Origin of the sequence: Clostridium sp. AF17-21AC, assembly GCF_003461365.1 — a bacterium.
GTDB lineage: Bacteria > Bacillota > Clostridia > Lachnospirales > Lachnospiraceae > Coprococcus > Coprococcus ammoniilyticus.
Genome location: NZ_QTWY01000003.1, coordinates 52,114 through 64,879, shown reverse-complemented (window position 1 = coordinate 64,879; position 12,766 = coordinate 52,114). Strand labels below are relative to the sequence as shown.

The 12,766-nt window shown below is 42.5% G+C and carries 13 protein-coding genes; 2 read left to right on the top strand and 11 right to left on the bottom strand.

Annotated elements, in window-relative coordinates:
- Window positions 1-177: 177 nt before the first annotated feature.
- Together DWW85_RS05445 and DWW85_RS05440 are read left to right on the top strand one after the other, a co-directional pair.
- The gene (locus DWW85_RS05445) at window positions 178-861 is read left to right on the top strand and encodes a response regulator transcription factor (protein ID WP_117807856.1); all 684 of its coding nucleotides are present in this window, start codon (window positions 178-180) and stop codon (window positions 859-861) included.
- A 141-nt stretch (window positions 862-1,002) separates the two neighbouring features.
- Window positions 1,003-2,340: a HAMP domain-containing sensor histidine kinase gene (locus DWW85_RS05440; protein ID WP_242996050.1), complete on the top strand. Its 1,338-nt coding sequence runs from the start codon at window positions 1,003-1,005 to the stop codon at window positions 2,338-2,340.
- A gap of 278 nt (window positions 2,341-2,618) precedes the next feature.
- On the opposite strand, the gene DWW85_RS05435 is transcribed toward DWW85_RS05440, so the two are convergent.
- The 11 genes from DWW85_RS05435 to DWW85_RS05385 all read right to left on the bottom strand — a co-directional run bounded on the left by DWW85_RS05435 (window position 2,619) and on the right by DWW85_RS05385 (window position 12,706).
- Entirely contained in the window at window positions 2,619-3,986 is a 1,368-nt protein-coding gene (locus DWW85_RS05435) for an MATE family efflux transporter (protein WP_117807854.1), read from the bottom strand.
- Window positions 3,987-4,001: 15 nt separating this feature from the next.
- A complete protein-coding gene (locus DWW85_RS05430) occupies window positions 4,002-4,478 on the bottom strand; it encodes a dihydrofolate reductase (protein WP_117807852.1) in 477 nt (158 codons plus the stop codon).
- Window positions 4,479-4,538: 60 nt separating this feature from the next.
- A complete protein-coding gene (locus DWW85_RS05425) occupies window positions 4,539-4,985 on the bottom strand; it encodes a hypothetical protein (RefSeq protein ID WP_226801043.1) in 447 nt (148 codons plus the stop codon).
- A 67-nt stretch (window positions 4,986-5,052) separates the two neighbouring features.
- Window positions 5,053-5,604 carry a histidine phosphatase family protein gene (locus DWW85_RS05420; protein WP_117807848.1) on the bottom strand — a complete coding sequence of 184 codons (552 nt, stop codon included), beginning with the start codon at window positions 5,602-5,604 and terminating at the stop codon, window positions 5,053-5,055.
- A 101-nt stretch (window positions 5,605-5,705) separates the two neighbouring features.
- Window positions 5,706-6,587, bottom strand: coding sequence for a helix-turn-helix transcriptional regulator (locus DWW85_RS05415; protein WP_117807846.1), 882 nt, complete (start codon window positions 6,585-6,587; stop codon window positions 5,706-5,708).
- 108 nt (window positions 6,588-6,695) lie between these two features.
- Window positions 6,696-7,361 (bottom strand): type II CAAX endopeptidase family protein, encoded by a 666-nt coding sequence (locus tag DWW85_RS05410; RefSeq protein ID WP_117807844.1) that lies wholly within the window; start codon window positions 7,359-7,361, stop codon window positions 6,696-6,698.
- A 208-nt stretch (window positions 7,362-7,569) separates the two neighbouring features.
- A complete protein-coding gene (rlmD, locus tag DWW85_RS05405; protein ID WP_117807842.1) occupies window positions 7,570-9,024 on the bottom strand; it encodes a 23S rRNA (uracil(1939)-C(5))-methyltransferase RlmD in 1,455 nt (484 codons plus the stop codon).
- A 19-nt stretch (window positions 9,025-9,043) separates the two neighbouring features.
- Window positions 9,044-9,985, bottom strand: coding sequence for an HD domain-containing protein (locus DWW85_RS05400; RefSeq protein WP_021944344.1), 942 nt, complete (start codon window positions 9,983-9,985; stop codon window positions 9,044-9,046).
- A gap of 16 nt (window positions 9,986-10,001) precedes the next feature.
- Window positions 10,002-10,631: a uracil phosphoribosyltransferase gene (gene upp, locus DWW85_RS05395; RefSeq protein WP_117807840.1), complete on the bottom strand. Its 630-nt coding sequence runs from the start codon at window positions 10,629-10,631 to the stop codon at window positions 10,002-10,004.
- A 206-nt stretch (window positions 10,632-10,837) separates the two neighbouring features.
- Window positions 10,838-11,443 (bottom strand): transglutaminase family protein, encoded by a 606-nt coding sequence (locus DWW85_RS05390; RefSeq protein WP_117807838.1) that lies wholly within the window; start codon window positions 11,441-11,443, stop codon window positions 10,838-10,840.
- Window positions 11,444-11,506: 63 nt separating this feature from the next.
- A complete protein-coding gene (locus DWW85_RS05385) occupies window positions 11,507-12,706 on the bottom strand; it encodes a class I SAM-dependent rRNA methyltransferase (protein ID WP_117807836.1) in 1,200 nt (399 codons plus the stop codon).
- Between the last annotated feature and the right edge of the window lie 60 nt (window positions 12,707-12,766).

Here is a 12,766-nt window from a genome sequence, read left to right as displayed (position 1 = left end):
CTATTATGCAGCAAGCCTTTGCGAATGTCGGTACTTAGCGATCCACGGAGTGGAGCGGTTAGAACCGTTACATGAGCAACAGAGCGAGAGCGTCTTGCGGAATAATAGTATGTCAGAATATGGACATAGGTACTCAAGATACTCCCTTAAAATAAATCGTCACAACAAGGAGTAGAGATGAGCCGGAAGATTTTGATTGTAGAGGATGAAGAAAAGATTGCCAGATTTGTAGAGCTGGAATTGGTTCATGAAGGCTATGAAGTAATAAAGGCATTTGACGGGCGGACAGGTCTGGATCTGGCACTATCAGAACATGCTGACCTGATCGTGCTGGATGTTATGCTTCCAAGGCTAAATGGTCTGGAGGTTCTTCGCCGTATTCGTAAAGAAGGAAATAATGTACCGATCCTGCTGCTTACTGCAAGGGATGCGGTAATGGACAAGGTGTCCGGGCTGGATGCGGGAGCGGATGATTACATTACGAAGCCATTTGCGATCGAAGAACTTCTGGCTCGTATCCGTGTAGCGCTGAAGCGGAAAAGCACAGACCGGCAGGAGACACATAAGCTAGAGATCCATGGAGTCAGCCTGGATACTGACCGGCATGAGGTTATGGTGGCGGGAGAACCGGTGGAGCTTACCAATCGGGAATTTGAACTGCTGCATACGCTGATGGAGAATAAGAATATCGTCATGGATCGGGAAAAGCTGATGAATATTGTCTGTGGTTATGAGTATGTCGGTGAGACAAATATCATAGACGTATATGTCCGTTATCTTCGTACGAAGATTGATGACCGGTTTGGGATCAAGCTGATCACAACTGTCCGTGGGGTTGGATATGTGATCCGAGAATCGTAAGGATACAGACTGGCATAAAGGCTGCAGGATATCGTCGGATGTCTGCTTTGAATACAGTGCGTGGAATTGCCATCTTGATTAGTTCGCAATGCATACATGAAATATTTGTTTTTGAGAGCAGGGCGCGAGCCAGAGCTGTGCATGTATGGATGTAAGAATGTAGAAGAAAAGGTATCACAGATGAATGAAAATAAGAGAGTGACCTCGATTGCGAGAAAAATAAATATCAGCTTCTGGCTGAAGGAAGTGGGCAATGTAATAGGAATCAATATTATCATTGCCCTTCTTATTATGGGAACATGGATGTACTGGTGTACAACAAAGCTTCCGGATCAGGTAACAGGTGAGCATTATTATTTTAATGTCAATCAAGAAAAGCATACACTGGAATATGTGATCGATGGAAGTGACCGGAAATCATATGCATATGATTTTCGGGATGTAAGGGATCTGGCAGCTGTGCCGGGAATCATACTGTTATCGGCAGAGGGATTTGTGTTGTTCTTTGCGTTATTCCGGACTTCTGTTGTCAGAAGAAAGCTGAAGCCGTTAAATGATCTGGCGGTAAAAGCAGAACAGATCAGTAAGATGTCATTTGAGCAAAATGGTATGGAGGATCGGAAGAAGCATTCTGATTCGAAGACGACAGAAACGATCGCTCGGGATCAGATGGCTCATCTGGAACAGGCAATATCACATATTTCTCCGGATGATGCCGAACAGGGAATCCATACCGGTGACAAGGAACTGAAAAGTATCGAGATCGCATTGAATAATCTGCTTCGGAATATGAAAGAAAATGAAAGGCGGCAGGTACGGTTTGTATCGGATGCGTCACATGAGCTTCGGACACCTATTGCTGTGATCCAGGGATATGTGAATATGCTGGATCGATGGGGAAAAGAGGATGAAAAGGTTCTGACAGAATCCATCGAAGCCCTTAAGAATGAGTCCCAGCATATGAAAGAACTGGTAGAACAGCTTCTGTTCCTTGCGCGGGGTGACAGCGGAAGAAATACCTTGAATAAAGTGAAACTGGATCTGAATCAGATGGTCAGTGAGGTCTGGGAGGAATCCCAGATGATCGATGGGAAGCACCGCTATCTGTTCCGTGGAACAGATCCTGCATATATGACAGGTGATATAGCCATGATCAAACAGTCCATCCGGATCTTTGTACAGAATGCGGCAAAGTATTCTTCGGATGATGCGGATATTATATTAGGAGTTATGCTGGAATCCGGTTATGTTAGTTATATGATACAGGATGAGGGAATCGGAATGGAATCGTCAGATGTCGTTCATATCTTTGAACGATTCTACCGGTCGGACGAAGCGAGAAATGGCGAGACCGGCGGTTCCGGCCTTGGTTTGTCTATCGCCAAATGGATCATCGATGCTCATTCCGGCACGATTCAGGTCGTTTCCCGTCCGGAGATCGGCACCCGCTTTATTGTCCGTTTCCCGATGTGTGAGTAAAAAAGAGGTTGTTGATGATTCTTGTGTTATTTATAGTTGTGATATTTTGGCTCTGCTGGTATGGATATATACATAAGACATCAGTGAAGTTTTCGTTGTGAGGTTTGCACTAGCTGTCAGCACCAAGCCCATGTCTGAACCCGTAAGGGTGAGTTTGGGCGACTGCTGGCAATAAGCGTGCAAATCCGAGCAGAAAACGGAACGGTCTTTGTATATGGCCATACCAGCAGAGCCAAAATATCATGGCAAAAAGTAGAGGTTGAACAACAACAACCTCTTTAGCGGAAAGGCCTGGTGCGGAATTCATTCCAGACCATGAAAATGGCGACCGCTCCGGCAAGTCCATCGGCGATTGGACCAGAATACATAATGCCATCAATGCCCATAAAAAGCGGCAGAATAATTAATAATGGTAGAAGGAACAGGATCTGTCTGGTCAATGACAGGAATGTTCCTTTTTTCGGTTTGCCAATCGATGTAAAGAAGTTCGAAGTGATCGGCTGCATAAAGTTTATAAACGTAAAGAACAGAAAAATACGAAAATAGCTGATTGAAAACTGAAAGTAGCTTTCGGAGCCGTTTCCGAAAATGGATATGATCTGCCTTGGCACAAACTGGAACAGCAGAAATGCAATAAGCACGATCACAAATCCACAGGTAGAAGCAAACAGATAGGCAGATTTCACCCGTTTGTATTTCCCTGCACCATAGTTATAGCTGGTGATCGGCTGTAAGCCCTGTGATATACCGATGATCAGGGATAGGAATACCTGGTTTACTTTTGTGATGATTCCGGCACAGGCGATAGGGATTGCTTCGCCATAGATAGAAAGGGAGCCATAGTATTTGAGAGATTTGTTCATAATGATCTGTACGATCATCATGGCAAGCTGGTTGCTGCAAGGAGCAGTACCAAGGGATGAGACTCTTGCTATGATCGATCTGCTGATGCGGAGATGTTTTTTTCTTATCGTTACAGTCTTGCAGTGGGATAAAAACCAGATGACAAGACCGGCGGAGATTACCTGACCGATAACGGTTGCGATGGCTGCACCTGCCATACCCATCTGAAGAACGGATACAAACAGTGCATCTAAGATCGTATTGATCACGGCTCCGGTGAGGTTACAGATCATGCTGATCTTCGGTCTCCCATCAGCTCGGATCAGATGACCGCTTCCGGTTGTGAGGATCAGAAAAGGAAATCCGATTGCAACAATGCCTGTGTAAGTTTTTGCATAGGAAAGTACATTGTCGGGAGATCCAAAGAAGCGGAGCAGAGGCTCTAAGAACAGCAGGGTGATCGTAGTTAAAATCACACCACAGCCAAAGAGCATAACAGCGGAATTGCCGATATAATAAACAGCTTTTTCCTTTTCTCCTTTTCCCATAGCCAGATTAAAAGCAGATGCGCCGCCGATGCCGAACAGCAGAGCGATCGCGATACAGGATATGGAAAGTGGAAATGAAATATTGGTCGCAGCATTACCAAGTTCGCCGACATTTCGCCCAATGAAAAACTGGTCAACAATGTTATAAAGAGAGCTAACCAGCATGGCTACTATACTTGGAATAGCAAATTGCATTAATAATTTTTTTACGGGCTGAGAGCCGAGAGGATTTTCATTTGTTGTCTGTGTATTCATATGGGTTGTCCTTGTTTACAGTTTCTTGCGGGTGTAGGTCATACGGGTAAATGTAATGTCGTCACCGCCGGATTCACCGGTTGTAATATCGAATTCATCTGCGTTGAATTCTGGGAAGAAGACATCTCCGTCTTCAACGACAGTATCAACTTCTGTGATATACATGGTATCAACCAATGGAAGTGCTTCTTTGAACAGCCCGTATCCACCGGAGATATAGACATTTCCCTCTTTTACAGCATCAAGAGCTTCCTGTAAAGAATGAACGGTAAGCAGGTTTTCGCCGGAGTAATTGGCAGTATTTGATACAACGATATTCATTCGGTTCGGGAGAGGATGTCCGATCTCTTCATATGACTTACGTCCCATAACCACAGTATTCCCTGTTGTCAGTTCTTTAAACTGTTTCTGTTCTCCTTTGATCCGCCATGGGATCTGTCCATTTTTTCCGATTACATTATTTTTTGAACGAGCAACGATTAAACCTATCATAGTCCGGGTTCCTTTCTCAGATGTCATATTTATTTTTCAGCATACCTGATCTTACGAAAATCAGCAAGTGGATTGCTGGTTTAAGCATGCCAGTTGTTGTTTCAGATATTCATATCTTAAACGTTTTTCTTCTTTTGCAAAATGTACTTCACGGAACTGCTCAGGATTGTTCTTATAAGAAAGAGTCTCATCACCAAACTGTTCACTGGTCAGGTCAAATATATGACCGTTGACATCGTTATAGCAATGATAGTTTCCGCCGGGACGCAGGATGCCATACACCTTGCCGCCAAAGATGTCCTGAACCAGAAATGCTGTGATAGAACACTGCCCCAAAGTTTTATTCTCCGGTGTCCAGCCATCACGCAGTCTTGATGCGCAAGTATCAGCGCACCAGATATCAGATAATCTGTCATACAGATCCTGTGGTGTATGGATTCCTTTATACTTGTTTGTTATGGCAGGAACGGTTGCCTGTTCCCAACCATAGAAGTTGTAGGTCTTCATTTTCAAATATCTCCTCATTTGCTATTGAATGAAATGTGTTGCTTTTGTTTGGATTTATAAATGATATTTATAGTATGCGTTTCAGTTTGCAGTTCTCGATTCCTGCGCTCCAGAATTCTGACAACGGGATCCCTTTGACCTGACAGATGATACTGGAATTCATAGCTCCATGTCCGACAATCAGGACATCTTTTCCTTCGTCTAATTGTGGTTTTACAACCTCTTTCAGGAATTCTCCTGTTCTCGCAAATAGCTGTTCAAAGCTTTCTCCACCATCCTTTGGAACTTTATAGTTTGCCGGATCAAGAAAGAGATCTTTTATTGGACAGCCGGGAGTAGTTATGCAGTTTGCGGTTCCTTCATAGCTGCCAAAACTCATTTCTTTTAACCGGTCGTCCGTTATGATCGGAATGTTCCGCCCTTTTAATACGATCTCGGCTGTTTCCTTTGCTCGGATAAGGGGAGAGCAGTAGCAGATATCAAAATGGATATCGGCATATTCTGTTCTGGCATGCTCCGCCATCTGGCGTCCTTCTTCATTTAATGGAATGTCTGTCCGACCTTGTAGTTTCCGCATGGCATTCCAGTCTGTTTTTCCATGTCGCATGATGTATAACATTGTTGTATCTCCTGTGGTTCATTTGAATATTCGGATTGACAAATAGCATTTCTTATTGTACCATAGCATCATAAAGGAAATGGGTTTTCACCGGGTAGGGATTATTCCTGACAGGACTTGCTCGTTTCTTTTTTTATTTTCAAGACATCATACAAGTACATTTTTCCTGAAGATGCATGTCTAATTAATATTCTCGCACTGAATACATTGTATCGCTCAACATCTCCATTTTCATCATATACTGGCAATGCAAATCTTGTGTCATAACGGTACCATCCATTTTTTGCGTGTCTGCTGTGCTTATTTTTCTTATTATCTTCAAAAGTCTTTGATGTTGCGATTTCTATCATCTCTGGGATAGCCTGCGCAGCATTGGCTTTCGCTTTAGCAATAGTTCCCTTTATATGCTTTGTGTAATTTGAGCCAGAATATTCATCAGGAAGATCTGTACCGATATAAATAATATCTTCTGTTTCAGCTATTCGATAAATGTCTCCCACATACTGCCTAAGATATTTTTCAACATCACTCCACTCTACAGAACGTTTTCCTTTAAATGCAATATCGTTAATCATAACAATATTGTTGCCGTCAGCATCCTGAATAACTGAAACATTTCGCTTAATATTTTCTAACTCATTTTCCTGATTGATTTCTCTGCAGATTTCAATCAATTCAAAATATCTTAGTAATCTTCTTTTTGTTTCTAAATCTGAGTCCATAAATAATTCAATAATATGTTGACCATCAGACACAAAGTCTGTTTCGATTGATTGCTCTACTACTTTCTCATCACAAAGCAAATCCACAAGTGACATATCTAGAGCCTTGCAAATAGAAACCAATTTATCTGCCTGTGGATTAATCTTTTTCTTACGCCAGTCGCTGATTGTACTGGTAGCAATACCAGTTCTTCGTGATAATTCAATTTGGCTCATATGTAATTCTTCTAGTCTGGCAAAGATTTTTTCATATATGTTCATACTATAATATCCTTCTATATTTTCCGCATTTTCGGATATTTTATCATAAAGCTATAATCGAATCAAGAGATTCCAAATCCAAAAACCATGTGGCAATGGTCGGAAACCTCATAACAAAGCAGATGCGAAAACAGTAATTAATGCATCATATACACCATGTCCAATGATCAAGGATAAAGTAGAACTATTTTTAATCTTTAATCTGCAAAAACAGAAAAATGCTCCTATACACGCTGTCATAACCATTTGTACAAGATTTCCACTGAAGAAATGAAACACCCCGAAAAAGATTGATGAAATAATAACTGCTATGATATCCTTACCAGCAACACGTTTGATTTTTTCAAAAATGAATCCTCTGAATACAAACTCTTCAACAAGACCAATTGCAAATATACAATAAAAGAATTCATAAATGAATTGCCATAGGTATTTATATCTTTTTCCACTATCTACAAATTCACCAAAACCAATTTGATGTGGTATTAATGTCAGCAAAACCGACATTACAGTTCCAATTAGGATGCCAACAATAATCTGCATTCCTATTTTCTCTTTGCTAAACCCATAATCTGTCAACTTGTCTTTATTAACAATCATAACTATGGCTGGAATCAATGCAATTAACCAGTAAGTCAGAATCATACATACCATTCTTATTCCTATCGGTAATGACATCAATACGAACCGGTTAAATGACATAACACCATACAATCCAGCCACAGCTCCCACAAAACCTATTATCAAAGAAATAATTTCTTTTTTCTTACTCATCCTTCTTATGGCCTTTCTTAATTCATTCGATTTTTTCTAAAGAAACATATATTATTCGCACACGTCTGGAGGCCTATACTATTCCGGCGCATGTCTGGTGTTTTCGCAAATTTTGGCACCCCTCTTAAATTTCTATTTTCTATCTACATTTTTTCTGTTAAAAACACAGATACATAATCTTCAAAAAAGCCCGCTAACCCCCATAAGCTCAAAGTTTCTTCGACAGCAAGCAAACATTTTCACAATGCCCGGTGTGGCCAAATTGGTCGACGACAGCGACTTTTTCGAGGTGGTAGCCGGCGGGAGTGAGGATGGCGATGTCACGGGCAAGGGTTGCGGGATCGCAGCTTACATAGACAAGCCGTTTTGGATTCATCCGGATCAGGGTGTCAAGGAGTACCTTGTCACAGCCTTTTCTTGGTGGATCGACAACGACGACATCTGCCTGGGAACCATCGCCGCCTTTTTCGTAAATGGCAGGAACGACTTCCTCCGCTTTTCCGGTAAAGAATTCGACGTTGTGGATATCGTTAAGTTCCGCGTTTTTACGGGCATCCAGAATTGCCTGGGGAACGATCTCCACACCGTATACCTGTTTTGCTTTCTGAGCAAGGAACAGGGAAATGGTTCCGATGCCGCAGTACATATCCCAGACAGTTTCTTCACCGTTCAGATCTGCATATTCCAATGCTTTTTCATAAAGTACCTTAGTCTGCACAGGGTTTACCTGATAGAAGGACAGAGGTGAGATCCGGTATTTTACATTGCCGATATAATCTGTGATGTATGGACTGCCCCACAGTGTTTTGCAGGTTGGCCCAAGAATCTTATTTGTTTTTTCTGTATTGATGTTCAGGCAGATTGAAGTCATTCCGGAAATTTTTGTCAGACGGGAGATGAGTTCATCTGCATGAGGTAGTTTTTTTCCATTTACGATGAGACAGACCATAACTTCGCCGGTTGTAAACCCGACACGGGTCAGAATATGACGTACCAGACCCTGTCCGGTTGTTTCGTTATAAGTGGAAATGTTATATTCCGTGAGAAATGCACGGATGATCGGCAGAATCTGATCGTTTACTTCTGCACCGATCGCACAGGTATCGGAATCGATGATTGAATGGGTTCTGCCGGCATAAAAGCCGATCACGATATTGCCGTTTTTGTCTCTGCCAACCGGAAACTGTGCTTTATTTCGATAGTGGTATGGTTCTTTCATACCATAGATCGGTTCCATCAGAGTATCGGGATTCTCAATCTTGCCGATCCGGCGCAGACATTCTCTTACCTTGTTCCATTTGTATTCCAGCTGTTTCTCATAGGAAATGTGCTGAAGACTGCATCCGCCACAGCTCTTTGCGACCGGGCAGACCGGAGTTACGCGGTAAGGGGATGGTGTGATCAGGCGAACCAGCCGTCCGTAGGCGATCGATTTCTTTGCCTTCATGATTGAGATCTCGGCTACATCACCGATTACCGTATCTTTGACAAATACAGTGATATTCTGCACGTTATTTCCATCTTCGGATGAAGCTTTCGTGGAAATGTCTGTGCCTGTTTTGTTATTTGCTACATCAGAAAGAGAGAGATGGCCGATGCCTTCTCCCTCATTTCCCATGTCCGTTATTTCTATTGTATATATACTGTTCTTTTTAAGTTCCATAAAATAAATATCGTATCCTTTATTTTGTAGATCTGCGGATATTACTTTCTATCATTTTATTGTAACCAAGCCAGCCGGTCTCGTCCTTGCTGTCTAATGCTTCCATGAATGTCTGGATCTTGGCATCTGTATTATCGGCAAATGATAATGCAAGTGCTTCGATCAGGGCAGGCTTCTTTGGAGAGCCGTATTCCAGTTCGCCGTGGTGGGCGAGGATACAGTGCTCCAGTTCGTTTGCTTCCTTTGCAGGAAATTCCGGAACAGAATCACGAATCTTGTCGCGGATCATCATAGTACCCATTACGATGTGACCAAGTAACTGACCGGAATCTGTGTAATCGTTTTCCGGGAATGTTGAAAGCTCATAGACCTTGCCGATGTCATGAAGCATGGCAGCAGTCAGGAGCAGGTCACGATTTAAGATCGGGTAGTATGTAGTGTAGTAGTCACACATGCTGGTAACTGCCAGAGTGTGCTCTAACAGACCACCGACAAATCCATGATGAATGGATTTGGCAGCCGAATGTTTTTTGAATTCTTTTGCAAGAGCTTTGTCCTCTACAAAGAAGCTTTCCAGAAGCTTTTTGTAGTAAGGCTTTTCGATCGTTGCGATAATGCCAAGCAGCTTGTCAAACATTTCATCGACATTTTTCTTCGTGCATGGCATATAGTCGTTGATATCGTATTCCCCTTCTTCAGCGATACGGATCTTCTTAATTGTCAACTGGAGAGTGTTGTTAAATGAGGTAACCTGGCCGTCAACCTTAACATAGTTCATGGATTCAAAATGTCCAATTCCGCTGTTCAGTTCCCAGATCTTACCATCCATTGTTCCGCTGGCATCTACCAGTTGCAGAGAATAGTAGGATTTACCTGATTTTGTCTTTCCTGTGATCTTGTTTTTGCAGAGGTAAACCTCTGAAACCATTTCGCCTTCGCGAAGCTCGTGTATATATCTCATAATGTAAGCCTTCCTGTTATTTTGTTCCGAAAATTCTGTCGCCGGCATCACCGAGACCCGGGCAGATGTAAGCATTTTCATTTAAGCATCTGTCAAGCTGACCAACATAGATCTGGATGTCCGGGTGATCCTTCTGAAGTCTTTCCAGACCTTCGGGAGCAGCGATGATACACATGAATTTGATATTCTTGCCGCCGTGCTGTTTGATAAATGAAACAGCTTCGGAACCGGAACCGCCGGTTGCTAACATTGGATCAACAACAAGGATTGTTCTCTGCTCGATCGGATCCGGCAGTTTACAGTAATACTCATGCGGCTCGTGTGTCTCCGGGTCTCTGTAGAGCCCGATGTGTCCAACCTTTGCTGATGGAACCAGAGCAAGGATGCCGCTTACCATGCCAAGCCCGGCACGGAGGATCGGTACAACTGCCATCTTCTTGCCTGCGATCATAGGAGATTTGCAGGTTTCGATCGGAGTCTTGATCTCTACATCTTCTGTAGGCAGATCACGAAGTGCTTCGTAGCCCATAAGCATAGCGATTTCTTCTACAAGTGTACGGAATTCATTTGTTCCGGTGTTCTCGTTTCTTAACATTGATATTTTGTGTTTGATCAAAGGATGATTCATAATTGTGACATTACTCATATCGGTAACCCCTTTTCGTAAAATTTTTAACTGTGTATAATTCTACCATAAGACAACAGGAAATTAAACCCTGCGATACCGGAAAAATCAACGGAAAACATTTCGGATAGACATAAAAAATCATCGACCGCGCCAACAGAACAGTTTTTAGAATGATCAGGAAAAACTGTCGGTCGGCAGGACCGATGATTTTGTATAATATGATATTAATCGTTGTAGTCCGGCAGATCGTTATAGTACATTTTGATCGCATTTGTGCTCTTTTCCAGAACGGCCATTGTCGATGGAAGGGGAACCGCGATCAGATCATCGAATTCAAATTCACCAAGCTCCGGTCGGAGCTCATATCCAAGATGTCGTTCGTTGATCGAGAAATCAGCCTGAAACTGGTAATTGTTTCCTCTGGCATCCAAGCGGATCCATTTCTTGACATCCGGTTCAAATACCGCATTCAGTGCATGAAGTGCCAGCTTGTTATCATATGTGAATCGTTTGATCCTCTGGTAGCAGAATCCGGTGTAAATACCGTTTGCACGCATCAGTGCGGCTAACAGATTTGCCTTTGAATAGCTGATGCCGGTTTTCTTTTCCAGAACATCTGACGCAGAGATTGTGATCGTGGAATCTTTGGCGTCCCAGGTGTGATCAATTTCATCTCTGACAAAATAATATATGGTTTCTATTTTTTCGTAAACAGATCTGCAGTTTTTGGTAAGATCCATAGCCTTCTCCATAACCATGGGATTGTCGAAATCGACATATTTATCATACTGTAGATATGCTGCATCCCTATTTCTCTGTATTAGCTTCATGTTTACCTCCCAAAAGTATTACAAGTAAGATAAATGACAGAGGACCAATCTCTGAAACTCCAGCTATTTGTCGCTGGTTACTTGAAATATGTAGAACTTCAGATAGTATGATTCATCTGCAGCCCACAGAATCGGATGATCAGGAGCCTGAGTACGGAATTCAACCTGTCTCAGTCGTTTGTGAGAGTTGGAAGCAGCCTGTCCGATGGTTTTTGTAAAGAGTTCATAGTCCATGAAATGGGAGCATGAACAGGTGGCAAGAAAGCCGCCATCTTTAACGAGCTTCATGGCTCTCAGATTTATTTCCCGATAACCTTTTACAGCGTTTTTAATTGAGTTGCGTGATTTTGTAAATGCAGGTGGATCCAGAATTACAACGTCGAATTTCTCGCCCTGTTCTTCCAGTTCAGGAAGCAGATCAAAGACATCTTTACAGATAAATGTAACCGAATCCTCCAGGTGGTTCAGCTTTGCATTTTCCTGTGCCTGTCTGACCGCAAGTGCGGAAGCATCTACACCCAGTACGCTTGCGGCACCGGCAATTCCGGCATTCAGCGCAAAAGAGCCTGTGTGTGTGAAACAGTCAAGAACTTTTGCATCCTTACAAAGACGCTGGATCGCAAGTCGGTTGTATTTCTGGTCAAGAAAGAAGCCGGTCTTCTGACCGTCTTTTACGTCAACAATATAGTGTACGCCATTTTCAATAATTTCCACGTTCGTGTCGAATTCATCCCCAATGAATCCCTTGAATGGCTGCATCCCTTCATTTATTCTAACTTTAGCATCGCTACGCTCATAAACACCTTTGATTATTATACCATCCGATTTAAGGACATTTTTTAAAATATTTATTAACAAATTTTTAACTCTGTCAATTCCAAGTGCAAGTGACTCAACGACCAGCACATCTTCAAATTTGTCAATCACAATACCGGGCAGGAAGTCTGCCTCGCCAAATACGATACGGCAGCTGCTTGTATCTACGGTTTTCTTACGATAATCCCATGCTGCCTGCAGACGCATGCGGAAGAAATCTTCATTGATCTCGGTATCGACGTGACGTGTCAGCATACGGACAGTGATCTTGGAATTCGTATTGATAAATCCCTTTCCCATCGGATATCCGTCAAAGTCTTTTACAATGATGATATCTCCGTTTTCAAAACTTCCCATGATGGTATCTATTTCATTGTCATAAATCCAGGCGCCGCCGGCTTTGATGGTTCTGCCCTCGCCCTTCTTTAATGTTACGATTGCGCTCATGTTACACCTCGTTCATTTTTTTGATAAGACATAGTATACCATGGATGGCATGGTTTTTAA

What these genes read in the sequence shown, in the direction of transcription:
- DWW85_RS05410 (WP_117807844.1), bottom strand. Translation starts at nt 7,361, where the DNA reads ATGAGTAAGAAAAAAGAAATTATTTCTTTGATAATAGGTTTTGTGGGA.
- DWW85_RS05425 (WP_226801043.1), bottom strand. Translation starts at nt 4,985, where the DNA reads ATGAAGACCTACAACTTCTATGGTTGGGAACAGGCAACCGTTCCTGCC.
- rlmD (WP_117807842.1), bottom strand. Translation starts at nt 9,024, where the DNA reads ATGGAACTTAAAAAGAACAGTATATATACAATAGAAATAACGGACATG.
- DWW85_RS05435 (WP_117807854.1), bottom strand. Translation starts at nt 3,986, where the DNA reads ATGAATACACAGACAACAAATGAAAATCCTCTCGGCTCTCAGCCCGTA.
- DWW85_RS05385 (WP_117807836.1), bottom strand. Translation starts at nt 12,706, where the DNA reads ATGAGCGCAATCGTAACATTAAAGAAGGGCGAGGGCAGAACCATCAAA.
- DWW85_RS05420 (WP_117807848.1), bottom strand. Translation starts at nt 5,604, where the DNA reads ATGTTATACATCATGCGACATGGAAAAACAGACTGGAATGCCATGCGG.
- DWW85_RS05430 (WP_117807852.1), bottom strand. Translation starts at nt 4,478, where the DNA reads ATGATAGGTTTAATCGTTGCTCGTTCAAAAAATAATGTAATCGGAAAA.
- DWW85_RS05390 (WP_117807838.1), bottom strand. Translation starts at nt 11,443, where the DNA reads ATGAAGCTAATACAGAGAAATAGGGATGCAGCATATCTACAGTATGAT.
- DWW85_RS05440 (WP_242996050.1), top strand. Translation starts at nt 1,003, where the DNA reads ATGTATGGATGTAAGAATGTAGAAGAAAAGGTATCACAGATGAATGAA.
- DWW85_RS05400 (WP_021944344.1), bottom strand. Translation starts at nt 9,985, where the DNA reads ATGAGATATATACACGAGCTTCGCGAAGGCGAAATGGTTTCAGAGGTT.
- DWW85_RS05415 (WP_117807846.1), bottom strand. Translation starts at nt 6,587, where the DNA reads ATGAACATATATGAAAAAATCTTTGCCAGACTAGAAGAATTACATATG.
- DWW85_RS05445 (WP_117807856.1), top strand. Translation starts at nt 178, where the DNA reads ATGAGCCGGAAGATTTTGATTGTAGAGGATGAAGAAAAGATTGCCAGA.
- upp (WP_117807840.1), bottom strand. Translation starts at nt 10,631, where the DNA reads ATGAGTAATGTCACAATTATGAATCATCCTTTGATCAAACACAAAATA.